The sequence below is a fragment of the Mesorhizobium sp. 10J20-29 genome (assembly GCF_054130485.1).
Genome location: NZ_CP199156.1, coordinates 2,890,205 through 2,914,182, shown reverse-complemented (window position 1 = coordinate 2,914,182; position 23,978 = coordinate 2,890,205). Strand labels below are relative to the sequence as shown.

Sequence of the window (23,978 nt, the reverse complement as noted above, 5' to 3'; positions counted from 1 at the left end):
ACTAGAACCGGATGAGGGTCCGAAACAGGATGCCCAGGTCCAGCCACAGCGACTGCTTCGCGAGATATTCCGCGTCGGCCTCGGCGAGCGCTGCCGGCGTGGACATGTCGATGCCGCGCACCTGGGCCAGCCCCGTAATGCCGGGCCTCAGCGAGAAGACGCCGAGCCTCTGACGTTGGGCAATCAGTTCGTGCTGCATCGGCAGGCATGGACGCGGGCCAACCAGGCTCATCGAGCCCTCTATGACGTTCCAGAGCTGTGGCAACTCGTCGAACTTGCAGCGTCGCAGCAGCCTGCCGAAGGGCGTCACGGCATTCACGGCCACCTCGTGTGTCGGCCGGCTCGCCGTATCGGCATACATGGTGCGCAGCTTGTGGCAGCGGAAAGGCGCCTGATCCTTGCCGACGCGCAACTGGGAAAATACCGCGGGGCCCGCCGAAGTCAGCCTGATCCACAGCGCCGCCAGGAGCATCAGCGGCGACATCAGCGCGAGAAGCGGCAGCGCAATGACCACATCGAGAAAGCGCTTCATGCCTACATCCACCCTGCGGCGGCGGCGAACCACAGCATGATGTTGCCGACCAGCGTCTGCCGGTATGCGCCCGAGCGTTTGAGGGCGTATAGCCGCGAAAGTCCTCTCCCGCCATGCACCTTTGCCAGCAGGTCCAGCGCCGCGCGCGCGTCCGGCGTCAGCATGTCCCGGCAAAGACCGAGGCTCGTCAGATTGGCCGCCGTCCATTCCGAAAACTGGCCGCGCAGGAGCATCTTCAACCTGACGTGTCGCGCCCGCCAGGAGGTGTTGGCGCCGACCTGGTTGCCGTCGTGCTGGCGGTAGCGCACGCTCGGCTCCGGGCAGTATTTGACCAGCCCGCCGACACCGGTGACGATCTGGTAGGCCCACCAGTCATGGCTGACGAAGCCGGTGCGTTCCGAGGCATCCGCAAGAACGCTCCGAGCCCGCCGGTTCATCACCATGGTGTTGCCGCCGGCAATGCTCTGTACCAACGCGTTGCGGAAGGAGGGCCGTCGCGCAAAAAGCGGCGAGGCTCCAAGGGGCACGCCGCTCTGCGACACGTTCATGGTTCTCGAGCAATAGAGCAGCGGCCTGTCTTTCGCCTGCGCCTCGATCCAGCCGGTAGCCTTCTCCAGCTTGTCGTCATCCCAGATGTCGTCCTGGTCGCAGAAGGCGTAATAGTCCGCTTCGATCGCGCGGTTGGTCACAAGCGACCTGAAGTTTTCCGAAAACCCCTTCTCCGGCCCCTTGAGAACCTCGAAGCGGCCCCTGCTCCAACGCTCCTTCCAGGCGGCGAGAATGGCCAGCGTGTCATCCGTCGAGCCGTCGTCGGAGACCCAGACGTCGATGACACCGGCCTTCTGCGCGGCCAGCGAAACGAGCTGCTCGTCGAGAAAAGCAGCGCCGTTTCTGGTCGCCAACAGGATCGCAATGCTGCCGGAACTTCCCAATCTCAGACCTCGGCGGCCCTGAGCTCCCGCTCCTGCGCGTGCTCCTCGCGATGGGTCGGAAAATCGAACAGCATCTGCCGCACCGCGACTTCGTCGCCGGCCTCGACCCTGTCGAACATCGCCGACAGATGGCCTGGAACCTCTGTCGTCACGCCGTTGAAGCGCCTGGCCCGCAAAATCTTCGGATGCCTGGTCCGCTGGATTCCGGACGGCTCGTAGACGAGTTCCTCGTGCAGCTTCTCGCCCTCGCGCGCGCCGATGGTCAGTATCTCGATGTCGCCGTCGGGGTTCTCGTCGCTGCGGACAGTCAGGCCGGCCAGCATGATCATGTCCTGCGCGAGGTCGCGGATCCGCACCGGGTCGCCCATCTCAAGCAGCAGCACGTCGCCGGCCTTCGACAAGGCGCTGGCCTGGATGATCAGTTCGGCGGCCTCGCGCACCGACATGAAGTAGCGGGTCATCTCCTCATGGGTCAGCGTCACCGGGCCGCCGGCGGCGATCTGCTCCTTGAAGAGCGGCACTACGGAGCCGCTCGATCCGATCACGTTGCCGAAGCGAACGGTGGAGAAATTGACTCCCGTCTCTGTATCGGAAAGCGCCGCAAAGTGCCGGATGATGAGCTCGGCCCAGCGCTTTGTCGCGCCCATCACGTTTGCCGGGCGCACCGCCTTGTCGGAGGAGATCAGGACGAATGTCTTGACCCCGCACTCATGCGCCGCTTCGGCGATGGTCCAGGTGCCAAGCACGTTGTTGCGCACGCCCTCGATGCAGTTGGTCTCGACGATCGGCACGTGCTTGAAGGCGGCGCAGTGGTAGACGGTCTCGACGCGGTGCTGCCTTAGCGTGCGCCGCGCCAGTTCCGGGTTGGTCACCGACCCCAGCACGCGCAGCACCGGGAAGCCGGCGTTCTTGGCGATCTCGCGGCCGATCTCGTAGAGCCCGTACTCGTTGAAATCCATCAGAATCAGTTTCTGCGGGTTGAGCTTGGCGACCGTCCTGCTGAGCGCCGAGCCAATCGAACCCGCGGCCCCCGTGATCAGGATGACGCGCCCCTCGATGACACCGCGCATCAGCTCAGGGTCGGCCGGCACCGGCGAGCGGCGCAACAGGTCGTCGATGTCGATGTCACGCACGTCGCGCATCGAATACTTGCCGTCGGCGAGATCGGCGATGGCTGGCAGGATCCGGAGCCTGACCGGCAGATCGGACAGCTTCTGGACCAGATCGCGATGCGCCGCACTGCTGATCGAGGGCGTCGTGACGATGATCTCGTCTATGCCGAAATTGGCGATGACCGCCGGGATCCCCTGCAGCGGATAGACCCTGATGCCGAGGATATCCATGCCCTGCAGGCTGGCGTCGTCGCTGATGAAGCCGAAGACGGTTCGTTCGTGGGCGGTGGTGAGCGCCCTGGTCAATTGCAGAGCCGAGCGGCCCGTGCCGTAGATCAGCGTGCGCTTGGTATCGGCCCGGGAGCCCGGCTTGTCGCGCAGGAGCCACTTCATGCCAAAGCGGCTGCCCACCAGGAAGAACGCGCTGAGCAGCCAGTAGATGACCGCCGTGGAGCGCGGCACGCCCGCCCCGCCATGGCCCGTCATGCTGGTCAGGAAGACCAGTCCAACCCAGCCCAGCGCGGCGATGGAGGCCGCCTGAAGGATGGTCCAGATCGCCCGCTCGGGCAGGTAGCGCAGCACCGATCGGTAAAGCCCCATGCGGATGAAGACCGGCAGCGCGATGGCCGGCGCAGCGATCATCAGGATGGCCTGGGAGAAATTCGGGACGAAGAACACCTTCAATCTGAGCGAGAAACTTACCCACTGAAGAATCAGCAAGAGTGCCACGTCGAAGCAAACGAAAATAAATTTCTTTCTGCCTCGGGGCAACGCAATGAAATTATGCACAAGCCGCCTTAGATACATCTATACTGCCGTAAAGTCAGTTTTTTCAGAACAGAGATTCAGTTACCTGACTACAATTGAGTCTGTTGCAGCAAATAAATCAAGGTCCGTTTTGCTCCTGCTTTCCCAGGCTGTCCAGTGCCAGGGCGACCCATTTTATCCACGCCCCGACCTGCAGCAATAGAATGGCTCCTCTTTGATCGGGGAACGCCAGATGGACCAGTCCGCAAACCTTAGCCTTCCTTACATATTGCCTTCGCAGGCGCAGAAACATGTTACCCACAACGAAGCGATCAGGACGCTCGACGCGCTGGTGCAACTCGCCGTGCTCGACCGCCACCTCGCGTCGCCGCCGATCTCTCCCTCGAACGGCAACCGCTATATCGTCGCGGCAGCCGCCAGCGGCGCATGGACGGCGCGTGAGGGACAGGTCGCCGCCTGGCAGGACGGCGCCTGGGTCTTCCTCGCGCCGCGCCCCGGCTGGCTCGCCTTCGTCGCCGACGAGGCGCGCCTGGTTGCCTTCGATGGTGCGGCCTGGATCGACGCGGCGGTGCACAGCCTGAACCCCGCGCCGCGCGTCGGCGTCAACACCACCGCCGACGACACGAACCGGCTGGCCGTCAGGAGCCCCGCCTCGCTGTTCGACCAGGAATCCGGCGACCACCGGCTGAAGGTCAACAAGGCAGCGCCCGGCGACACCGCCTCCGTGCTCTTCCAGACCGGCTATTCCGGCCGTGCCGAGTTCGGCCTCGCCGGCAATGAAGACTGGAGCGTCAAGGTCTCGCCGGACGGTTCCGCCTGGGTCGAGGCATTACGCGCCGAGGCCGCGACGGGACGCGTCCTCCTGCCCACCGCACTCCCGCTCGTCCATCCCGAGCAGGTCGTAACAAGGAGGCACGTTCGCGAGGTCCTGGCCGCGGACCGTACCTATTACGTCCGGGCCGACGGCTCCGACAGCAATGACGGCCTGGCCGACAGCGCCGGCGGGGCATTCCTGACGATTGCGAAAGCCGTTGCGGCTGCCGTGGCCATCGACCCCTCGACCTACACCGTCACCATCCAGCTGCAGGACGGGACCTGGACGGTCGGCCCGTCGATCGCCACGCCGATGCTGAACAACAAGCCCCCCACGCTCCGGGGCAACCTGTCGACGCCCGCCAGCTGCGTCATCGCGGGCGCAACCTCGGTTTCGGCCAGCGGCGCCGGCGTTTCCCTCAACCTGGCGGGACTGTCGCTGAACGGCACCCTGCTCGGCATCAACTGCTCCGCCGGGGCAACGGTCGGCATCGGCGCAGCCATCGTCTTCGGCGCCGCGTCCTCGCAGGCGCACATGCGCACCAACGGTCCGGGCAGCACCATCAACGTCAACGCCGATTATGCCATCACCGCGGCCAGCCCGCGCCACTTCTACGCCTCGCCGAACGGCTTCATCAACTGCTTCAACAGGACCGTCACCCTGTCGGGAACGCTGAATTTTTCGAGCGCCTTCGCCTTTGCGGACCGCGGCGCGCTGATCTCGACCAATGCGAGCACCTTCACCGGCGGCACGGTCACCGGCAAGCGCTACGAGGCGCAGACCAATGCCGTCATCTACACGGGCGGCGCCGGCGCGAGCCACTACCCGGGGAGCATTGCCGGCACAACGGCAACCGGCGGCCAGTATGGGTGATGGGGAAGCCAGCGCAGGTCCGGCTAGGCCGGGTCACGCCTGTACAACTCGGCGCAGCGGAGGGCTTTCTCACGGTCCATTCCGGATCGCCGCACAAAAAACGCTAATTGTCGGCATTGGGCGATCGGACGGGCGAATTCCTCGACGACGTGGTATTTGCGTCGGCCCGCGTAGTCGTGAATGGCAAGGACTGTTTCTTGCTCCGCCATGAGAAGTGCCTGCATGAAGGACGCGACGCGAAATCGTCCGTCCACCAGGCACAGGTCGAAATGACCATTTTCCTCGATGGCAAGGGAATAGGCCGGGAACAGGTGTTCCTGACGTTTCCGGCTCAGCGGCATCCCCCAAGCGCCAAGCGGACCAACATCTATGTGACGCAGGTCAATCTGCTTGCGCGGATTTTCGCCTATCGCCTCGCGAACCTTTTGGATCCATTCCAAGCTGCTGTCGATCGCCGAAACGCGATCACGCACGAGTTGCGCTGCGAGGCATGTGCTGCCGCCCATACCGAATTCGAAATAGGAAGTGGACTTGGCGAGAAAGGACTCCATCAGGGCGACTTCCCGCTGGTGCATCGTAATTCTCATTGCGATTGCTTCTGACAGGTCTCGACTCCCCCACTATCCGCACGCATTGGACTGGATTTCTTATTTTCAGTTGTTGTATGGCCATACCGACCCGCAAGCGGACAAACGGGACAGTGCGTAGTTATGACGATGTCAGCTGCCTCGTTTTGAGAATCGTGTTTGCGAAGCCATAAGGTATTCATCCGGGCCATTCCTGACGAATCTGGACGCTTCAAGAATTTCTGCGTCAGTCGGCTTCAGGCATGCAAACTCTGCAAGCGACCTCGTGAAGCTCTCAGGCGCCGACACCGCCTTCTCGTAGCTAATCCCCATGACTGGAACCGTCTGCCGTCCGATAAAATTCGCAATCTGATTTGTTCGACCGATCGCCGCCTTGAACTGCTCGGCAAAATCTTTTCCCATCGAGACCTCGTTGCGCTTTGCGATCGCGATGGGGTCGCGAAAGGTCACGACAAATCGTGGATTTCGAAACAAGTTCAAGTTTCGTTCGATTTGACCAAATGCCATCGGCCGCTTGAAACCCCAGATGGAATGGGTGTTGTAGTCGGCAATCACCTGCGGGAGCTCCTCAGGCGACTTTTCCAAGGCTTTGGCGATTCGCCTGTCCTCAAACACACCTGTCCCGACTTCGGCGCCCATAAATACGCCGAGGTGATGCAGGGTGGCAGCCGGCATTGTCGTGCCGGAACGCGGTGGACCAATGATGATGACCGTGACTTCTGGTACTGGAGTGGGATTACCCCAATAAGCCAGCCCGTCATTCGTCAATTGTTCAAGCATAACTCATCCATTCAAATCCGTTTTCCTGTCTCACCAGATACCAAGATCATCGGATCCTTCGGCCCAGACCGAACCGTTGAACGAACCAATGGCAGGCGAATCAGGAAGCGGCGATCTAGGCTCGCCTAGAATATCGGGACATTGAAATCACAAGCCCCCCGGTCGATTCATCACGGTATTGACAGCTGTCGGCTGCCGCTGAAAGCGCACGGAAATTTTCGCCTTCATCCATCGATTTGCGTTCTTTTCGACATGAACCCACCAGAGCCAGCTGGCCGCCAGCGAGAGTGGCACCACTACCCAGATGATGTCCGGATAAAGCTTTAGCGTCGCCCATCTTGAACCGAAGGCCTGCAGGATAGGGAAATGAACCACATACAGTGCGTAACTTGCTCCTCCCATAGTCACAAGGCCTTTCCCAGCGACAAGATCGCGCGCTTCGAGGCACACAGCCAATAAGACCGCGGTAACGCCAAAAGACCCGAACCAGATGACACGCGACAACGTCCCTTCACTATGCGCGCCCCCGATCAGCAGCAGAATCGCGCACACCACTAGAGCAGTCAGTGATAGTCTTTCGGGGTTGATGCGGGGGACGGCATAGCCAAGCAAACATCCCGCGGCAAACTGCGCAATGAACGGCGAAAGGAGAGGCCCCTCCCCAAGCGACACGGCCACTGTTCCCCAAACCAATATGAACACAAGCGCCAGATTGCGAGGCAACAGCATCAACAGTGAAAAGACACCGTAGAAAATAATCTCGAAGCTGAGCGTCCAACTAACCGGTAGCAACAGAATCCGAGCTTGGCCCAATTCAATTGGCAATAGCGTGATCGATTCGAACAGATCGTATTCTGAAAGATTTCTACCCCGGACGAAGACGTTGACCAAGCTGGACAACACTAGCGCGGGCCAATAGGTCAAAAAGATTCTAGCTAACCGACGCAAGGTGAAAGGCAATGCGTCTCTTCGACCGTGTCGGCTGACCGTGGATGTCCAGATCACGAAACCGGAAATGACGAAGAATACGTCGACGCCTATCCGGCCAAGCGGGTCGAAGGCAGATGCCCACGCCGCAAAGAACTCCCCGTGATAACGTTGATAAACTGACGAAACGTGAAAAAGAAGAACAGCCAAAGCGGCATAGAATCTAAGGGCTTGTACATTCTGGATCACTGCTGCACGCCATTTCGGTGAACGTCATCCGGCACCGGATCGCCCGCCACCATAGCGCTGTCGCTCTGCACTGAACGGCGACAGGAAGCTTCCTCTGATCACAGCTACGACAATCAAACGACGGCTTCGGGCTCACCTGTAGCCACTTCACGACCCTCACGCCAGACCAATCTCGGCAGAAAGCCGTCGCCGATTTGCGTTGCGGCGCGGATATGCTAGCAGCCGGGCAACCGAATACTTGGAAAACGCATGCTGCAAACCCTTCAGCGCGCCATTGCAGACATAGGCGCTGCCTTCAAGCTCAAGGGCGTGTGGATGGCGCTGGCGTCCGAGGACATCGCCGATTCGCATCGCGCCACGCTGCTTGGCCGGCTCTGGCCGCTGCTGAACTACCTGCTGTTCACCGGAATCATCATCTTCATCTTCGACCGCACCGCGCACGGCGTGAATTTCATGGCCTATGTCGCGGCAGGATACCTGGTATGGCAGTTCATCAGCGAGACGCTGACGCAGAGCGCGTCGCTGTTCATTCGCGAGGCGGGCTTCATCCAGGGCACCGTTATGCCCATATCCATCTACGTCCTGCGCCAGACGATGCGCACCGCGATCCGCTCGGCCTATGCGCTGATTGGCGCCGTGCCGCTGATTTTCTTCAGTGGCGTCGAGATCAACGCGGCGATGCTCTCGATCGCGCCGGCGATACTGCTCCTGCTGGTAACGGCGCCCGCCGTGGCGATCCTGTTTGCCTTCGCCGGCGTATTCTTCCGCGACTTCCAGCACATCGTCACCAACTCGATGCGGCTCTTGATGTTCATCACGCCGATCTTCTGGGTTCGCGGCGATGGTAGCGGCCTGCGCGGTCTCCTCTATCATTGGAACCCGCTGACCCACTATATCGAGATCCTGCGCCAGCCCGTGGTCAGCGGCGTCATACCCCTGAATTCGTGGGCAATCGTCCTGGCATGCACTGCCGGCATGTCGGTGGCGGCGCTCCTGCTGCTCGGCAAGTTCAACCGCAGAATCGTTTTCTGGCTCTGACCATGGTTTCCATCCGCGCCCGCAACGTCAGCCTCGAATATCCCCTGCCGCGAGGCTTCCGGCTCTCTGCCGCCGGCAGAGGTGCGGTTGGCGGACGGTTTTCACGCAGCGGCGGCGAACCCCATGTTACCGCGCTCGACGATGTCAGCTTCGGGCTCGAGGCCGGCGACCGACTGGGCATCGTCGGAACCAACGGCGCCGGCAAGACGACGCTCCTGAAGGTGCTCTACGGCATTTACGAACCGACCAGCGGTTCGGTTGAGAAGGTCGGTCGTGTCGATGCCTTGTTCAACATCAATCTTGGTTTCCGCAAGGAAGCGACCGGCCGCCGCAATATCGTGCTGCGCGGCCTGATCAACGGCTGGAGCAGCAACGAGATCGACAGCCGCATGAATGACATCATCGAGTTCAGCGAACTGGGCGATTTCATCGACATGCCGCTGAAGACCTATTCGGCCGGCATGTCCACAAGGCTGGCCTTCGCCATCGCCACCAGTTTCGAGCCCCAGATCCTGCTCATGGACGAGTGGATCGGCGCAGGGGACAAGGCTTTTCAGAACAAGGCCAGGACGCGCATGCAAGAGATTGTCGCCAGGGCAGGCATCATCGTGCTTGCCTCGCATAATGAAAGGCTGCTCAAGCGCGTATGCAATCGCATCGTGAGGATGGAAAAGGGCCGTATCGCCTGGGATGGGACGGCCGACGAGTATTTCGACCGACCAGAAGACAGTGACAGCGATCAGTCCGATTGAGCCGGGTCGCAAATCGTCGATTCAGCTTGCGTAGCGCTGATCGATCACCTTTTGAATCTGGCCCTTGTACTCATTTCTTGCCACGGCCTTGACGGTCAGCCGGGTTTCCCGACCGCTCTTGCGCTGCGCCTCCGGGGTGCTCCCCGACCAGACACCGCCTGAATGCTGCCGGTAGACACTCATGGCCTTGTCTATGAAGCCTATCTTGCCATGGTTCTCGAGATAGAACGCGACCGCGATTTCGCTGATGCGCTTTTCGAAAAGGATCGGCGGCGCGGCCTGCATCAAGCTGGTCCTGAACATGCAGCTCGAGAAATTGCCGATCAGGTTCATGCTTGGATCGTCAAGGAAATCCTGACCACTCAGCAGTCGCTTGCCGATCAGTTCCTGCCGCTCGAGATAGCGCCTGGTCGCCCGGTCGGGTCCTTGGACCTCGATCTTCGAGAAGACCATGGAGCACCCCTTGTTTTCCATCAGGAAGGCCGCCTGTGACTCGAGCTTGCGGCTGTCGGTCCAGTAATCGTCGCCCTCCAGCGTGGCGACATAGGTGCCGCCCACCTCCGCAAAGCCGTGACGATAGTTCTCAGAAATGCCCCGGTTCTCGAGGCTGCTGACATTGCGTATGAGTTGCGGAATCTTGTCGCTGTACCGGCTGATGACTTCCTGCGTGCCGTCTGTCGAACCATCGTCGGATATGACGATCTCGTGGACGAACTCGCCCTGCTGGGCCAGAGCGCTCTCGATGGCCTCCTCGATGTAGTCCCGCTGGTTGTAGCTCAGGATCAGCGTAGAGATCTTTGGCCTGGTGTTTCTCTTGGCCAGAATGCTGAACCAGGCCGGCCCGATCGGCTCTCTGGTGCTGATCCTGCTTGGCTCCTCGCCCGATGTGTATTCCATCATGACGTGCGGAATGAATACCGGCTCGTGGATCTTCGTGTAGGTCAGTATCAGATCCCAATCGACCAGTCGCCTGAGGCTTTCGTCGAATCCTCCAAGCTCCAGGAAACAGTCCCTATGGTGCACAAACACTCCAAGATCTATGTAGTTTCCCTTCAGCAATAGATCGTAGTCGAACGCCTTTCCGATGATGTAGCCATCCTCTTTCCGACAGAACTGGCCGTAGAACGTCTTTTTCGGGTCGAAACCGATGATGTGCTGGGCAAAAACGCTCAGAAAATACGGTCTGACCGTGTTGTCGGAATCGAGATAGGCAATCCAGGGATTTTTCGCTGTGCGCAGCCCACGGTTTCTCGCGGCGCTTACGCCGGCTGGCTCGTCGGCAGAGACATAGACGATCCGGCCACTGTCTATCGACTCGCTGTAACGTCCGTGCACGAGGTCCTTGGTGCCATCCGTCGAGCCGTCGTCGACGATGACAAGTTCGAAATTGGCGTGGCTCTGCGCCAGCATCGAATCGATCGCCTGTTCGATGCAATGGGCCCGGTTTCGGGTCGGCATTATCACTGAGAAGGCGACATCCTTTGCCGTGAGATACTTGGCCGTGTCCCCGAAACCGATGATCGCGCGATAGAGATCGGGCGCCTTCCGATCGACGAGTTGCAGCGTTTCGCAGATGCCGTCCAGGTTGCAGGCCGGCTTTCGGATGGCCTTGATCTTGACCAGCGGGGATCCCTGTTCAACGAGAAAGCGCGGAAAGTGCTCGATGCTTTGCGCGCCCCTGCTTGGAGCGCAGCCGATCGCGGGCGCCTTCTTGACAAAGACGCCCGGCTCGAACCCCTTGCTGATGAGCAGTTCCGTCAATTTCAGTTCGTATTGCTGGATGACGTCCTGGACGGTCCTTTGCTTTCTCACCCCCGCCAGGAAAGCTGCGAAGGCGGCGTGGCGGAAGGCATCCGCCGACAGGCAGATGAAGTAGGATTGCAGATGGTAGGTAAACAGCCGGCTGTCCGTTATGCCCCAGAACTCGCAAGCCTCCCTGGACATCGTGTCGAACATCTCGCCGAAGCCTGACATGGGCCCGAAGCAGCTGTCGTTGCACAAGACGAGCTCGTCATGGCGGCCCAGGAGGCCGTTCTCCTTCGCGTGGAAGTAACCCCTCTTGTACGAACCGAAATCGTACTCTCCATGCCTCCCGCAAATTACCGTGTCTGCAAGCTTCCGGATCTTGAGCTTCTCGGACTCGCCGAGGTCGTTGTCGGCGACAAAAATGATCGTCTTGCAGACCTTCCTCAGCTCGGCCAGATAGATCAGGACATAGTCCGGGATCGTTTCGCTCTCACTATAGGCAGCGAACACGGCCAGGCGCTTTGGGTTCGAAACCGTCCCGCTCCGCTCCCTGGCACGATCCCGCATGATCCGTCGCAGCGTCTGCAGCGGCCTGCGCCATGGCTGGCTCGTCGGTTCGGTGGCCGCATAGATCAGGCGGCGCTTGAGCCCTTGGGCGACCCGGTCCGGCAGCATCGCCCGCCACTTCACGGGCACGTAGCGGTGATAATAGGGGAGCGCCGCCCGCAATGCCCTGCGCCATTGGCCGCTCGCCAGCCACCAGACCAGCCGAAAGGCACGGCCGAGATTCCTCCCCAGCGTTCCGGCATGGCGGGACAGGGCACGCAGCGGTGCCGTTATGCGCCAGCTTGTCGATTGCCTGAGCTGCAGCGTCGCCATTTCCGACGAGGCCAGGCGCTTTCGCAATGACTGGGCCTGCAGCGTCAGTTCCCGCAGGTCTGCCTCAAGAACGCTGACCTTGCGATCGCGCCCGGCAAGTTCCGCCTTCAGCCTGCGTTCGGCCTCACGGCTTTCCGAGATTGCCCGTTCGACTCCCCGCATGTCGGCATTGAGAGCAGCGATCCTGCCGTCGCGTTCGGTGATCGCCTCCTTCAACTGCCGCTCGTCGACCTGCCTGCCTGCGACGATCTCGTCTTCAATGGTCACGGAACCCAGCGTCCATGGGTTCGCCGTCTGGTCAGGGGCCCAGCTAACCTTTCCGCCGGAGGACAAGGCGCCCGGCGCCACCAGTGCCTCGGAACCGGCGATGCTGCGCGGCCCCAGGACATTGCGTTCGGGCGCACGCTTCCTGATGACGCAGAGCGAGTTCCTGAACTCGACCGAATGAACCGAGGAAAGCACTTCCGCGTCGAGGGCGAGGTCAAATTTCTTGGCGAATGAAGCAAGGACTTCGGCGCGGGAGCGCGCGATGCCCCAGTGTTCGCTGTTGATCACATCGACCAGTCGCTTGAAGAAGGCGAGAGCGGACAGCGGGTCGTAGAGGCCGCCCTCGAAGCTTTCCCAGTAGCTGCAGTGCATGTCCTCGGCGATGTAGATCCCACCGTCGGACAGGTGTGGGAAGTAGCGCGCGAAGTTGCCGATGACACTCGACGACTTGTGCGATCCGTCATCGATGATGACGTCCAGATGCTTCGCGCGCGAGACAATCTGGCGCTCGACCTCGGCGCTGTCGGCGTCGCCAATGACAATCGCGATCTCCCGGTCGTCGAATTCCAGCTCGCCGCATGCGGTGTCGATGTCACAACCCAGCAACAGTTCGGCATTTGGAAAGAACTTTCGCCAGATTTCCAGCGACCCACCATTCTGGACGCCGATCTCGAGCAGGCGCACCGGCTTGTCCCGCAAGTCCGACAGAACTTCCTCGTAGGTGTCGAGATAGATCGACCACTTGTCCGAAACCTTGCCGGCATGCGCCTCATGCAACTGCCGAAGTGTCTGCCCGGTCGCCTTTGCAACAGGCGCCTTTCTTGGCCGGCTCACTTTTGCGGCTTGAGTTTCATCCCCAGACAGAGAGGAAACCGGCTCTTTTGAAGACTTCTTCATCGGATTCGATGTTCCTTCAGCACTCATCAACGCGCAAAACAAATGATTCGTGCGATACTCGGTAACTAGCAGTTCCCACCCGCAGTTTCGAGGGATAACACTTTCCAGACTTGGGATTTTTCACTACGGCTCCTCGGCGAAGCTGAAGTACTTGTTTCCGCTTGGTCAACGCGCGCTCTACTAGACATGGTCAGTCAGGCGCACGCCAGCAGCCTGCCCTGCCTTCACCGCATGACGACTTTATCCACGCCATCATAAACTCTCGTAGAATTGTCGGCAGTTCCTCCTGCGGGAACGCCGGTCATGACGGCGGTTTGCGGGGAGGAGCCGGCGCTTCGGGGATGCGGCTAACGTGGCCGCCGAACCGGAGGGTTGACCCGGAGTCCCCGAGATTCTCCGCGCAGATGCGACGGAGACCAGGCGCCCGTATGTCGTTGGCGCCGCGACGTAGAAACCACCGGCACATGCCGGAAGGTCCGTTTTCCGTGGGGGATGGGAAGGCCAAAGAACGCCGGACGGGGCGCGGATGCCGCGCCACGCATTTGCAGTCGGAAGGCACGGCCCCGCGCCCCGTCTTCCCGGCCTCCGCTTGCGGATGCGAAGGCTGACTTTCGAAAGGCAATGGCCAGATGCGAAGGCAGGCGTGGCAACGGAGACGCGTTGCCTCGTTTCAGTCAGCCACCAGGCGGGCAATCACGCGGTCACAGGAAACCTGCCAGGCCGGCGCTCGCCAGCCGTAGATCCGCTCGAGCTTGTCGCAGCAAAGGCGCGAGTTGGCGGGCCGCGTCGCCCGCGTCGGATAGTCCTGCGTGGCGATGTCGGTCACTTCGGCCGTCGGGCCGCCGTGCCTGCCGCTTGCCGCGAAGATTTCGCGCGCAAACCCGCTCCAGCTGGTGTCGCCGCTTCCGGTCAGGTGAAAGACGCCGAAATGGTCGGGCCTCGCCCCGGCGCCGAGCGTCGTTGCGACGCCCAGTATGGCGTCGGCTATGTCGAGCGCCGATGTCGGGTTGCCCTGCTGGTCGGCCACCACGCGCAGGCTGTCGCGGTCGCGCGCCAGGGCTAGCATCGTGGCGGCGAAATTGCGGCCGAACGGGCTGTAGACCCAGGCGGTGCGCAGGATGACATGGCGCGCATTTGCCGCCGCGACGGCCGCTTCGCCGGCAAGCTTGCTGCGGCCGTAGACACCCTGCGGGTCCGGTTCGTCGTCCTCGTCATAAGCCTCGGTCTTGCCGCCGGAAAAAACATAGTCGGTCGAAAGATGGATCACCGGCGCGCCGATGGCGGCGGCCGCTGCGGCGACGGCGCCTGCACCGGCCGCGTTGATCGCGAAGGCAAGCTCGGCCTCGTCCTCCGCACGGTCGACGGCGGTGTAGGCGGCGGCAGACACGACGATGTCGGGCCTTGCGGCGGCGATCGTCGCGGCCACCGTCCCGGGCCTGGCAAGGTCCAGCTCGGCCCGCGTCGTCGTCAGCAGGTCGATCTGCGGGAAATCGGCCGCACGCTCCGTCAGGCTGCGCGCGACCTGGCCGTCTCGCCCGGTGACCAGCAGTCTCACGGCGCCGCCTTTTCGGCCATGCCCAGCCTGTCGCCGGCATAGCGGCCGTCGCGGATCGGCTTCCACCACCAGTCGTTGGCGAGATACCAGGCCACCGTCTTCCTCAGCCCGCTCTCGAAGGTCTCGCTCGGCCGCCAGCCCAGTTCGCGCTCGATCTTGGAAGCGTCGATGGCGTAGCGGCGGTCATGCCCCGGCCGGTCATCGACGAAGGTGATCAGGCTGCGGTAGGAGGCGCCGCCGCGGCGCGGCTTCATCTCGTCCAGCGTATCGCAGATCGCCTCGACGACGCTGAGGTTGGTGCGCTCGGCGCGCCCACCCACATTGTAGCTCTGGCCCGGCACGCCGCGCGAGGCCACTGCCTCGAGCGCACGCGCATGGTCGTCGACGAAGAGCCAGTCGCGCACGTTGAGGCCGCTGCCGTAGAGCTGAATCGGCTTTTCCTCGAGCGCGTTGAGAATGCTCAGCGGGATGAGCTTTTCGGCGAAATGAAACGGACCGTAATTGTTGGAGCAGTTGGAGACGACGACCGGCAGACCGTAGGTCGCATGCCAGGCACGCACGAGATGGTCTGACGCGGCCTTCGACGCGGAATAGGGCGAGGACGGCGCATAGGGCGTCTCTTCCGAAAAAAGGCTGCCGTCATGCGGCAGGTCGCCGAAGACCTCGTCTGTCGAGACGTGGTGGAAACGGAACCGGGCCCTGTCCTCGCCAGTCATGCGACGCCAGTGCTCGAGCGCTGCCGACAGCAGGCGGAACGTGCCGACGATGTTGGTCTCGATAAAGGCCGCCGGTCCGTCGATCGAGCGGTCGACATGGCTCTCTGCGGCGAGGTGAATCACCGTGTCGATCGCCTCCTCACGCAGCAGCGCCGAGATTGTCGCGGCATCGCAGATGTCGGCCTCCACGAAGCGGTAGTTCGGGTAGTTCTCGATCTGCCGAAGCGACGCCAGATTGCCGGCATAGGTCAGCTTGTCGACATTGGTTACCCGGTTGCCGGGCGTCGTGCAGAGGTGCCGGCATAGCGCCGATCCGATGAAACCGGCTCCGCCTGTCAGCAATATGTTCATGGCTCGCGATGTTCCCGTAGAGGTCGTGTTGTCACCTTGGCGGCTGCGCCGCCGGCCGGCCTAGTCGAATAGCGCCGCCTCGGCGAAAAGCGGCGCCGCCCGGTCCTTCTCCGACAGGGTGAGTGCGGATGCGGGCACTCGCCAGTCGATCGCAAGGTCGGGATCGTCGAAACGGATAGAGCGTTCGTGTTCGCGCGAATAGGGCTGAGATACCTTGTAGGCCACCTCGGTGTCGGGTTCGAGCGTGACGAAGCCATGCGCAAAGCCCTTCGGCACGAGAATCTGGTTCCACCTGGCCGCGGAGACCTCAAGCGACAGCCACTTGCCGAAGGTTGGCGAACTCCTCCTGATGTCGACAGCGACATCGAGGATGGCACCGCGCAGCACCCGCACAAGCTTGTCCTGGGCAACGGGCGGCAACTGGTAGTGCAGCCCGCGCAACACGCCGGCAGGCTTCGACAGGGACTGGTTGTCCTGGCAGAACGTCATGGTCAGGCCCTGTTCTGAGAGGGCTGCCGCGTTATAGGTCTCGGAAAAGAAGCCGCGCTCGTCGCCAAAGCGCTTGGGCGTGATCTCGTAGACGCCGTGCAGGCCGAGCGGTCTGACGTCAACCATGGGGCACGGCAAACCCGCTTGGGCGCGCTAGCGTCACGTCAACAATAATCCGCATTACGCGGGACCCCGCCTGCATGTATTGCACGAATAGACTTGCAGTCGACCTCACCAATATTCGGCGATCCGACTATAGATCGGCCGGTTTTCCGATCGCCGGCAAGGTCTGCATTTAGCGTTTCCACCACGACCGGTCAATCGCGGCCGCCGTTGGTGACACCAGGCCCCGCACCGGGGCTCGCGCTGCTGCGCCTGTTTGGTCCGTGCCGTGCCAGGTTGCCGCGCCGCCCAAATGGCTGTATTCGCGACCGGGCCATCGCGCTGGCACCAGTTCAATTTGACCCGGTAGAGACGCCATGAAGATCACCATATTTGGAACGGGCTATGTCGGCCTGGTCACCGGGGCCTGCCTCGCCGATGTCGGCCACCAGGTCATCTGCGTCGACGTCGACGCCGCGAAGATCGAAGGCCTCACCAAGGGCGTCGTGCCGATCTTCGAACCCGGCCTCGAAAGCGTCGTCGTCCGCAATGTCGAGGACGGCAGGCTCACCTTTACCACCGATGCCAGCGCTGCCATCGCGTTTGGAACGCTGATCTTCAACGCCGTCGGCACGCCGCCCGGCGAAGACGGCTCGGCCGACCTTTCCCACGTGCTCGACGTGGCGGCGACCATCGGCGCCCATATCGACGGCTACAAGGTCGTGGTCAACAAGTCGACGGTGCCCGTCGGCACCGTCGAGCTGGTTGCGGGCCGCATCGCCAGCGCGCAGGCCGAGCGGGGAACCGCGTTCGATTTCGACGTCTGCTCCAATCCGGAATTTCTCAAGGAAGGCAGCGCGCTTGAGGATTTCGCACGGCCCGCCCGCATCATCATTGGAACCGGCTCCGACAAGGTCCAGCGCCTGATGCGCGAATGCTATGCGCCCTACAACCGCAACCATGACAAGCTGATGTTCATGGACACGCGTTCGGCGGAACTGACCAAATACGCCGCCAATGCCATGCTCGCCACCAAGATCAGCTTCATGAGCGAGATCGCCAACCTCGCAGAGCGGCTCGGTGCCGACATCGAGAGCGTGCGCCAAGGCATAGGCTCGGACCCGCGCATCGGCTACCACTTCATCTATCCAGGCTGCGGCTATGGCGGCTCCTGCTTCCCCAAGGACGTGCGCGCGCTGGTCAGCACCGCCGCGTCGGTCGGCCTGGAAGCACGGCTGATCGAGGCCGTCGAGGCGGTCAATCGCGTCCAGAAGACGGTGCTGTTCGGCAAGCTCGACCAGATCTTCGACGGCCGGCTCAAGGGCCGCACCATTGCCGTCTGGGGCCTCGCCTTCAAGCCGAACACCGATGACATGCGCGACGCGCCGAGCCGGGATCTGATGGAAAGTCTTTGGGCGGCAGGCGCTCGCGTGCAGGCCTATGATCCGGAAGCGATGGAAGTGACCCGCCGCATCTATGGCGATCGGGCCGACCTCGTGCTTGCCGGCAGCAAGGAGGAAGCCCTCAAGGGCGCCGACGCGCTGGTCATCTGCACGGAGTGGAAGCAGTTCCGAATCGTCGATTTCGGCAAGCTGAAGGCAGAACTTGCCAATCCGGTCGTGGTCGACGGCCGCAATCTCTACGACCCGGCGGAAGCGGCGGCCGGCGGCCTTCTCTACTATGCGATCGGCCGCGGCGAATCGCACGCGCTGCACAAGGCGGCAGAGCGCCGCGCCGCCGAATAACGGCGGCGCGTCAGCCCATACTCAGCGCTTGCCGGGCAGCAGCGACCAGACGGCCGGCACGATGGCAGCGGCCAGCGCGACCTTGATCAGGTCCGGCACGACGAACGGCGCGACACCGAACTGCCATGCCTTGTCGGCACCGATTAGCGTCGCCAGCCAGGCAAAGCCCATCGCCATCATCACGGCTTCGGCAACCAGCATGACGCCGAACAGCTTGAACGGATTGCGGTCGAGGCCCCGGTCGGCGGCCCATCCGACGATTGCCGCCATGACCACGAAGCCGGCCAGGTAGCCGCCGGTCGAGCCCAGCATGTAGGCGATGCCGATGCCCTTTTCAGGCGTGCTCTGGAACACCGGAAAGCCCATCGCGCCCTCTGCCATGTAAAGCAGCAGCGTGGCGACGCCGAGGCGCATGCCGAAGCTGACGGCGATCAGCAGGATGACCAGCGTCTGCAGCGACAGGTCGACCGGTCCGAGCATCACCTTGGTCTTGGCCGACAGCGTCAGCGCCAGCGTGCCGAGCAGCGCGATGCCAAACTGCATGGCGAACCTGGCCGCGCCCTTTTCCGGCAGCGCCAGCGAAACAAGTGGTCTTGCGGTAGTAGCGATCGCCATCGTCAGTCTCCAGTCGGCTCGTGTTCAGGCGCGTATGCCCAGATGTTTTTTCGGTATATGTGCTTCCGTGCAAGGCGGCAAACGGTTTTGACCAGTTCACACAGCAGGCCCCGATGACATTGGAATTCGACGTACGTTTCACGCCCGAGCACGAGCATGCCGTCGAAGTTGCGCCCGGCGTGGTGCGCGTCACCGCCGACAATCCGGGGCCCTTCACCTTTCACGGCACCAACAGCTACATCGTCGGGCGTGACAGCCTGGCCGTGATCGACCCAGGCCCGGAAAGCGAGCCGCACTACCGGGCGCTGCTTGCCGCGATCGCCGGTCGACCGGTCAGCCACATTTTCGTCAGCCACACGCATCGCGACCACTCGCCGCTGGCCGCGCGGCTTTCGGACGCTACAGGCGCGGTCGTCTGCGCCGAGGGGCCGCACCGGCCAGCCCGGCCGCTCCATACCGGCGAGATAAACCCGCTCGACGCCAGCGCCGACATGGAATTCTCGCCCGATGTCGCACTCGCGGACGACGAAATTGTGTCAGGCGACGGCTGGTCGCTGCGCACGGTCCTCACCCCGGGCCACTGCGCCAACCACGCTGCCTTCGCGCTTGAGAGCACCGGAATCCTGTTTTCGGCCGACCATGTCATGGCGTGGTCGACATCCATCGTCGCGCCGCCCGACGGCGCGATGTCCGACTACATGGCTTCTCTCGACCGCCTGCTGGCGCGCGAGGACCGTCAGTTGCTGCCCGGCCATGGCGGCCCGGTCGACAAGCCGCGCGCCTTCCTGCGCGGGCTGAAGGGGCATCGCAAGATGCGCGAGCGCGCGATCCTGGAGCGTTTGCGGCTGGGCGACCGGTCGATTCCGGACATCGTCCGCAGCATCTACACCGATACCGATCCGCGCCTGCACGGCGCAGCTGGGCTCTCGGTGCTGGCGCATCTCGAGGACCTGGTCGCCAGGGCAGCCGTCGAGACCGACGGCGCCCCGTCAATCGGGGGGATCTTCCGACCGGTCTAGCGGTTCGGCCGGCTCGTCCGGCACGGCGAGCTCGGGCTCCGGCTCGGGTGCGACTGGTTCGGGCGCCGGCGGCTCCTCGACTGGAACCACGACCGTCAGATAGGCGATCTCGACGTCGAGATCGGCCAGAAAAGCCTCGATACGACGTGCATTGTCGCCGAAATCATGCGCGCCGTAACGCGAGGCAGAGCGCATGTCGACATAGGTCGAGTTGCCCTCGTCGATGAGCCTTATGGCGACATCCGACGCAAACCCCATCACCAGCGTCCTGGCGACGGCCTCGAAGGTGACCTCGGTCGCCTCCACGCTTTCCGGCCGCACCAGCACGGTCCAGCCGCGTTCATCGAGCACGTCGTTCACCGAGTCGGCCACCTGCGAAATCGGCGCGCCGTAGCGCCGGCCGGTCGCCGTCGGATAGGCATCGTGTTGCAGCTTGCGCCGCTCGGGCGTGAAGGGCTCGATGACATTCATCCCCGGCTTGCGCTCCACGGTCGCGGCGGAGAGTACCGGCGGGTCGTCCGTGTCGGTCGAGATGTCATCGAGGCTTGGCAGGGTCAGGCCGCGATACAATGCGACCGAGAAGGGTGTCAGCACCAGGCAGGCAACCAGAACGGCGGCAAGCACATTGCCGCCGCCCTCACCGCCATAGGTCCACAATTGCTGCAGCCCGCGCGCCGCGAAAGCCAGCGAAAGCAGCGCCAGCGCAGCGACGACGCCGAGCACGGGAATGACATCGGGCGTGGCCAGCAGCCCGAAGCGGTGCGCCAGCGCAGCGATGGCAAACACGATGGCCGAGAACACCGCTAGCCGGCGGCCAAGCGCCGCCGCACGCGAAACCGGCGCCTCGGTATAGTCAGCCATGTTGCAGTCGCCGCCCCGCTGTCCTGTGCCGCGCGCTTCTTACCGGCTTTCCCGCTCCGATTGAAGCCGAAATGAACGCGCCGGCCGCCTCATTGCGTCGGCAGCCGGTAATCCCTGAACTGGTCGCGCAATGCGGTCTTCTTAATCTTGCCTGCCGCCGTGTGCGGAATCTCGTCGACGAAGGCGACGTCGTCGGGCATCCACCACTTCGCCACCTTGCCTTCCATGAACTCCAGTATGGCAGCCTTCTGAGGCTCCTTGCCCGGCTTGCGCACGATGATCAGCAGCGGCCGCTCGGCCCATTTCGGGTGCGGCACGCCGATGACCGCCGCCTCCAGCACCTCGGGATGGCCGACGGCAAGGTTTTCCAGGTCGATCGTCGAGATCCACTCGCCACCCGACTTGATGACGTCCTTTGCGCGGTCGGTGATCTGCATGTAGCCGAGCGGGTCGATATGGGCGACGTCGCCGGTATCGAACCAGCCTTCCTCGTCGAACTGCTCGGCGCCGGCGCCGCCGTAATAAGCGCGCGCCACCGCCGGGCCGCGCACCTTCAGGCGACCGAATTTCTGGCCGTTCCAGGGCATCTCGACATTCTCGTCGTCGGTGACCTTCATCTCGACACCGAACGGCGCATGGCCCTGCTTCATGCGCACGTCGAGCAGCTTCTCGCCCTCGAACTCCGCGCATTCAGGCTTCAGCGTCGCCAGCGTGCCGAGCGGCGACATCTCCGTCATGCCCCAGGCATGGATCACCTCGACACCGTAATTGTCCTGGAATTTCTGGGTGATGGCGCGCGGGCAGGCCGAGCCGCCGATGACCACCTTCTTCAGGTGCGGCAGCGTCTCGCCGGTCTCCTCGAGATATTGCAGCAGCATCAGCCAGACCGTCGGCACGGCGGCTGAGAAGGTCACCTTCTCCGTGTTGAGCAACTCGCAGATCGACGGTCCGTCCATCTTGCCGCCGGGCATCACCAGCTTGGCGCCGATCATCGGCGCGCTCTGCGCCAGGCCCCAGGCATTGGCGTGGAACATCGGCACCACCGGCAGGATGACGTCGCGCGAGGAAATCCCCATCGCGTCGGGCATCGCGGCAATCATGCCGTGCAGCACGTTGGATCGGTGGCTGTAGACGACGCCCTTCGGGTCGCCTGTCGTGCCCGAGGTGTAGCACATGCCGGCTGCGGCATTCTCGTCGAGCGCCTTCCAGCGGTAGCCGCCGTCGGCCTCCTCCAGCCATTCCTCGTAGGCCACGACGTTGGGCAGCGCCGTCTCGGGCATATGCGCCCTGTCGGTCAGCACGATCACCTGCCGCAGCGACTTCACCGCCGGGGCGATCTTCTCGATCAGCGGCATGAAGGTCAGGTCGACGAAGATCGCCTTGTCCTCGGCATGGTTCATGATCCAGGCGATCTGGTCGGGAAACAGCCTGGGGTTCAGCGTGTGGTAGACGCCGCCCATGCCCATGATGCCGTACCAGGCCTCGAAGTGGCGCGCCGTGTTCCAGGCCAGTGTCGCTATGCGGTCGCCGGTGGAGAACCCGTCGCGCTCCAGCCGCTCGGCAACCTTCAGCGCGCGCTCGCGCGCCTCCCGGTAGGTGGTGCGCACGATCGGGCCCTCGATGGAGCGCGAGACGATCTCCCGGTCCGGATGCTGGCGGGCCGCGTGGTCAAGTATCTTGTGGCAGAGCAGCGGCCATTCCTGCATCAGTCCGAGCATTGCGTTCCTCCCAGAACAGTCTTTGGGACATAGTGGCGTGATCGTCCGATTTGTCCAGTTGTCTGTGGGCTTCCCTTCCGCAAACCAGCGGCGCCACAATCCGGCCATCGTCGCTGTAAATGGTCGACCTTGGCGGGGAGCTTTGCACAAGGCCGAAGGGTGACGTCATGGACGTTGAAACAGCCAAGCATACCGCGCCGGATTCCGTGTCCGGCAGCCTGACCCTCCTCCCCGCCCCGCAAACCAGAATGCTGCCGCCGCCTGCCCGCGCCGTTTCCGACTCGGAGTTCGAGAATGTGGTGCGCGGCGCCCTCGACGCCGTCGGCGGCACGCTCCTCTTCAAGATGACGGTCGAGGCCGAAGGCGCTGCCCACCACGCCGCCGCGGCCGCCGTCGGCACGGGTGAGACGCGCCAGTTCCTGCTCCTGACCCTGCCGGTGAATGGCGGCCGACTGAAGGTCGAGACGACGGCGCGCAGCGCCAGTCCGCTCGCCGGAATCGCCGCCTCCTATGCCGGCCTGCTCGACGTCTTCAAGGCCGCCGCCTGAGACCTGCGCAGTCCGGTCGGCCTTGCGGGCCACGCACGCCATGATAGCCTCTGCCCGCTGCCGCCCGCTTCGGGCAGGCAACCGGCGGGGATCCTCAGGTGCCGACGATCGAACACTGGCCGATCAAGCCGCGTGGCCGAAAACTGGCCGCCGGCCAGCGCTCGGAACTCTGCATCTTCGACCTCGGCCACGGTACCGCCTCTGTCCTGCTCGCAGTCGAGGGCCTGATCGAGGCGCCGAACTGGACGCGCGACGGCCGAAACCTGCTCGTCAATGCCGGCGGCGAGCTCTGGCTCGTCCGCATCGACGGCAGCGTGGCACCGGCGAGGCTCGATTCAGGCGGCATCGACAGCTTCAACAACGACCATGTCCTGTCGCCCGACGGCAGCACGGTCTATGCGAGCAGCGACGACGGCCACATCTACGCTCTGCCGATCGCCGGCGGCGAGCCGCGCCGCGTTTCGGCCCCGCAGGAGCACCCGCACCATTGCTACCTGCACGGCATCTCGCCCGACGGAGAAACGCTCGCTTATGTCGCGGTCGAGCAGCGCGCGGGCAGGAAGCGCATCAACATCTTCACCCTGCCCGCTGAGGGCGGCGATAACCGCCGCCTCACCGACCTCGACCTGCCGCATGACGGACCGGAATATTCGCCGGACGGCGCCTGGATCTATTTCAATTCGGAGCGCGCCTCGCCCGGCCATGCGCAGTGCTTTCGCATGCGCCCCGACGGTTCCGGCGTCGAGCAGCTGACGCATGACGAAAGGGTCAACTGGTTTCCGCACCCCTCGCCCGACGGCGGGGCCGTGGTCTATCTCAGCTACCCCAAAGGCACCCAAGGCCACCCGGCCGACAGGGACGTCATCCTGCGGCTGATGAAACCGGACGGCTCCGGCCAGCGCGACCTCGTCGCGCTACCGGGCGGACAGGGCACGATCAACGTCAACTCCTGGGCACCCGACAGCACCCGCTTCGCCTACGTCGCCTATGAACCAGACAACGACCTTCGGAAGGTCGGCGCACTCTAGGGCTCATCACGCTACAGACCGGCTCTCCCCTTCCCGCACCCGCCAAAATCGGCTTAGATCGGCGCATCCCTGCCCCGG

At 63.1% G+C, this 23,978-nt stretch carries 20 protein-coding genes; 7 read left to right on the top strand and 13 right to left on the bottom strand.

The features are described from left to right. Position 1: 1 nt before the first annotated feature. From ACT2BZ_RS13925 to ACT2BZ_RS13915, 3 genes are read right to left on the bottom strand one after another with little or no spacing between them, the layout of a single operon-like run. Positions 2-532 (bottom strand): sugar transferase, encoded by a 531-nt coding sequence (locus tag ACT2BZ_RS13925; protein ID WP_457935735.1) that lies wholly within the window; start codon positions 530-532, stop codon positions 2-4. A gap of 2 nt (positions 533-534) precedes the next feature. Next, positions 535-1,434 (bottom strand): glycosyltransferase, encoded by a 900-nt coding sequence (locus ACT2BZ_RS13920; RefSeq protein WP_457935734.1) that lies wholly within the window; start codon positions 1,432-1,434, stop codon positions 535-537. A gap of 32 nt (positions 1,435-1,466) precedes the next feature. Beyond that, positions 1,467-3,383 carry a polysaccharide biosynthesis protein gene (locus tag ACT2BZ_RS13915; RefSeq protein ID WP_457935733.1) on the bottom strand — a complete coding sequence of 639 codons (1,917 nt, stop codon included), beginning with the start codon at positions 3,381-3,383 and terminating at the stop codon, positions 1,467-1,469. 193 nt (positions 3,384-3,576) lie between these two features. Here ACT2BZ_RS13915 and ACT2BZ_RS13910 point away from each other — a divergent pair, with 193 nt between their 5' ends. Beyond that, on the top strand, positions 3,577-5,031 hold the full coding sequence (locus ACT2BZ_RS13910; RefSeq protein WP_457935732.1) for a DUF2793 domain-containing protein: 1,455 nt from the start codon (positions 3,577-3,579) through the stop codon (positions 5,029-5,031). 23 nt (positions 5,032-5,054) lie between these two features. On the opposite strand, the gene ACT2BZ_RS13905 is transcribed toward ACT2BZ_RS13910, so the two are convergent. The 3 genes from ACT2BZ_RS13905 to ACT2BZ_RS13895 all read right to left on the bottom strand — a co-directional run bounded on the left by ACT2BZ_RS13905 (position 5,055) and on the right by ACT2BZ_RS13895 (position 7,574). Then, positions 5,055-5,606 (bottom strand): hypothetical protein, encoded by a 552-nt coding sequence (locus tag ACT2BZ_RS13905; RefSeq protein WP_457935731.1) that lies wholly within the window; start codon positions 5,604-5,606, stop codon positions 5,055-5,057. A gap of 144 nt (positions 5,607-5,750) precedes the next feature. Then, positions 5,751-6,398, bottom strand: coding sequence for a hypothetical protein (locus ACT2BZ_RS13900; protein WP_457935730.1), 648 nt, complete (start codon positions 6,396-6,398; stop codon positions 5,751-5,753). A gap of 147 nt (positions 6,399-6,545) precedes the next feature. Next, positions 6,546-7,574 (bottom strand): acyltransferase family protein, encoded by a 1,029-nt coding sequence (locus tag ACT2BZ_RS13895; protein WP_457935729.1) that lies wholly within the window; start codon positions 7,572-7,574, stop codon positions 6,546-6,548. 249 nt (positions 7,575-7,823) lie between these two features. On the opposite strand from ACT2BZ_RS13895, the gene ACT2BZ_RS13890 reads away from it, so the two are divergent. Together ACT2BZ_RS13890 and ACT2BZ_RS13885 are read left to right on the top strand one after the other, a co-directional pair. Continuing rightward, positions 7,824-8,612 carry an ABC transporter permease gene (locus ACT2BZ_RS13890; RefSeq protein WP_457935728.1) on the top strand — a complete coding sequence of 263 codons (789 nt, stop codon included), beginning with the start codon at positions 7,824-7,826 and terminating at the stop codon, positions 8,610-8,612. Between the two features lie 2 nt (positions 8,613-8,614). After that, positions 8,615-9,364, top strand: a complete 750-nt coding sequence (locus tag ACT2BZ_RS13885; protein ID WP_457935727.1) for an ABC transporter ATP-binding protein — start codon at positions 8,615-8,617, stop codon at positions 9,362-9,364. Between the two features lie 21 nt (positions 9,365-9,385). On the opposite strand, the gene ACT2BZ_RS13880 is transcribed toward ACT2BZ_RS13885, so the two are convergent. The 4 genes from ACT2BZ_RS13880 to rfbC all read right to left on the bottom strand — a co-directional run bounded on the left by ACT2BZ_RS13880 (position 9,386) and on the right by rfbC (position 16,390). Further along, on the bottom strand, positions 9,386-13,033 hold the full coding sequence (locus tag ACT2BZ_RS13880; protein ID WP_457935726.1) for a glycosyltransferase: 3,648 nt from the start codon (positions 13,031-13,033) through the stop codon (positions 9,386-9,388). Between the two features lie 790 nt (positions 13,034-13,823). Further along, positions 13,824-14,708 carry a dTDP-4-dehydrorhamnose reductase gene (rfbD, locus tag ACT2BZ_RS13875; RefSeq protein ID WP_457935725.1) on the bottom strand — a complete coding sequence of 295 codons (885 nt, stop codon included), beginning with the start codon at positions 14,706-14,708 and terminating at the stop codon, positions 13,824-13,826. Next, complete coding sequence (gene rfbB, locus ACT2BZ_RS13870; RefSeq protein WP_457935724.1) at positions 14,705-15,775, bottom strand: dTDP-glucose 4,6-dehydratase; 1,071 nt, start codon at positions 15,773-15,775, stop codon at positions 14,705-14,707. Before rfbB ends, rfbD begins: the two co-directional genes overlap by 4 nt. Positions 15,776-15,835: 60 nt before the next feature. Beyond that, positions 15,836-16,390 carry a dTDP-4-dehydrorhamnose 3,5-epimerase gene (rfbC, locus tag ACT2BZ_RS13865; RefSeq protein WP_457935723.1) on the bottom strand — a complete coding sequence of 185 codons (555 nt, stop codon included), beginning with the start codon at positions 16,388-16,390 and terminating at the stop codon, positions 15,836-15,838. Between the two features lie 353 nt (positions 16,391-16,743). Here rfbC and ACT2BZ_RS13860 point away from each other — a divergent pair, with 353 nt between their 5' ends. Next, positions 16,744-18,111, top strand: coding sequence for a UDP-glucose dehydrogenase family protein (locus ACT2BZ_RS13860; RefSeq protein WP_457935722.1), 1,368 nt, complete (start codon positions 16,744-16,746; stop codon positions 18,109-18,111). A gap of 21 nt (positions 18,112-18,132) precedes the next feature. Here the strand turns inward: ACT2BZ_RS13860 and ACT2BZ_RS13855 are convergent, their stop codons facing one another. After that, entirely contained in the window at positions 18,133-18,726 is a 594-nt protein-coding gene (locus ACT2BZ_RS13855; protein WP_457935721.1) for a biotin transporter BioY, read from the bottom strand. Between the two features lie 113 nt (positions 18,727-18,839). Here ACT2BZ_RS13855 and ACT2BZ_RS13850 point away from each other — a divergent pair, with 113 nt between their 5' ends. Further along, positions 18,840-19,745: an MBL fold metallo-hydrolase gene (locus ACT2BZ_RS13850; RefSeq protein WP_457935720.1), complete on the top strand. Its 906-nt coding sequence runs from the start codon at positions 18,840-18,842 to the stop codon at positions 19,743-19,745. Here ACT2BZ_RS13850 and ACT2BZ_RS13845 read toward each other — a convergent pair. Together ACT2BZ_RS13845 and ACT2BZ_RS13840 are read right to left on the bottom strand one after the other, a co-directional pair. Continuing rightward, the gene (locus ACT2BZ_RS13845) at positions 19,716-20,606 is read right to left on the bottom strand and encodes a DUF1499 domain-containing protein (RefSeq protein WP_457935719.1); all 891 of its coding nucleotides are present in this window, start codon (positions 20,604-20,606) and stop codon (positions 19,716-19,718) included. The genes ACT2BZ_RS13850 and ACT2BZ_RS13845 overlap by 30 nt on opposite strands. An 89-nt stretch (positions 20,607-20,695) precedes the next feature. After that, the gene (locus ACT2BZ_RS13840; RefSeq protein ID WP_457935718.1) at positions 20,696-22,324 is read right to left on the bottom strand and encodes a long-chain-fatty-acid--CoA ligase; all 1,629 of its coding nucleotides are present in this window, start codon (positions 22,322-22,324) and stop codon (positions 20,696-20,698) included. A 248-nt stretch (positions 22,325-22,572) separates the two neighbouring features. On the opposite strand from ACT2BZ_RS13840, the gene ACT2BZ_RS13835 reads away from it, so the two are divergent. Together ACT2BZ_RS13835 and ACT2BZ_RS13830 are read left to right on the top strand one after the other, a co-directional pair. Beyond that, positions 22,573-22,872: a hypothetical protein gene (locus ACT2BZ_RS13835; protein ID WP_457941318.1), complete on the top strand. Its 300-nt coding sequence runs from the start codon at positions 22,573-22,575 to the stop codon at positions 22,870-22,872. A gap of 98 nt (positions 22,873-22,970) precedes the next feature. Beyond that, on the top strand, positions 22,971-23,900 hold the full coding sequence (locus ACT2BZ_RS13830) for a TolB family protein (protein ID WP_457935717.1): 930 nt from the start codon (positions 22,971-22,973) through the stop codon (positions 23,898-23,900). The last annotated feature ends 78 nt before the right edge of the window (positions 23,901-23,978 follow it).

Excerpts from the sequence above, each read along its gene's own strand:
- rfbB (WP_457935724.1), bottom strand. The coding sequence starts at position 15,775 with ATGAACATATTGCTGACAGGCGGAGCCGGTTTCATCGGATCGGCGCTA.
- ACT2BZ_RS13925 (WP_457935735.1), bottom strand. The coding sequence starts at position 532 with ATGAAGCGCTTTCTCGATGTGGTCATTGCGCTGCCGCTTCTCGCGCTG.
- ACT2BZ_RS13835 (WP_457941318.1), top strand. The coding sequence starts at position 22,573 with ATGCTGCCGCCGCCTGCCCGCGCCGTTTCCGACTCGGAGTTCGAGAAT.
- rfbC (WP_457935723.1), bottom strand. The coding sequence starts at position 16,390 with ATGGTTGACGTCAGACCGCTCGGCCTGCACGGCGTCTACGAGATCACG.
- ACT2BZ_RS13840 (WP_457935718.1), bottom strand. The coding sequence starts at position 22,324 with ATGCTCGGACTGATGCAGGAATGGCCGCTGCTCTGCCACAAGATACTT.
- ACT2BZ_RS13900 (WP_457935730.1), bottom strand. The coding sequence starts at position 6,398 with ATGCTTGAACAATTGACGAATGACGGGCTGGCTTATTGGGGTAATCCC.
- ACT2BZ_RS13855 (WP_457935721.1), bottom strand. The coding sequence starts at position 18,726 with ATGGCGATCGCTACTACCGCAAGACCACTTGTTTCGCTGGCGCTGCCG.
- ACT2BZ_RS13885 (WP_457935727.1), top strand. The coding sequence starts at position 8,615 with ATGGTTTCCATCCGCGCCCGCAACGTCAGCCTCGAATATCCCCTGCCG.
- ACT2BZ_RS13890 (WP_457935728.1), top strand. The coding sequence starts at position 7,824 with ATGCTGCAAACCCTTCAGCGCGCCATTGCAGACATAGGCGCTGCCTTC.
- ACT2BZ_RS13910 (WP_457935732.1), top strand. The coding sequence starts at position 3,577 with ATGGACCAGTCCGCAAACCTTAGCCTTCCTTACATATTGCCTTCGCAG.
- ACT2BZ_RS13850 (WP_457935720.1), top strand. The coding sequence starts at position 18,840 with ATGACATTGGAATTCGACGTACGTTTCACGCCCGAGCACGAGCATGCC.
- ACT2BZ_RS13905 (WP_457935731.1), bottom strand. The coding sequence starts at position 5,606 with ATGCACCAGCGGGAAGTCGCCCTGATGGAGTCCTTTCTCGCCAAGTCC.
- ACT2BZ_RS13860 (WP_457935722.1), top strand. The coding sequence starts at position 16,744 with ATGAAGATCACCATATTTGGAACGGGCTATGTCGGCCTGGTCACCGGG.
- ACT2BZ_RS13845 (WP_457935719.1), bottom strand. The coding sequence starts at position 20,606 with ATGGCTGACTATACCGAGGCGCCGGTTTCGCGTGCGGCGGCGCTTGGC.
- ACT2BZ_RS13915 (WP_457935733.1), bottom strand. The coding sequence starts at position 3,383 with ATGTATCTAAGGCGGCTTGTGCATAATTTCATTGCGTTGCCCCGAGGC.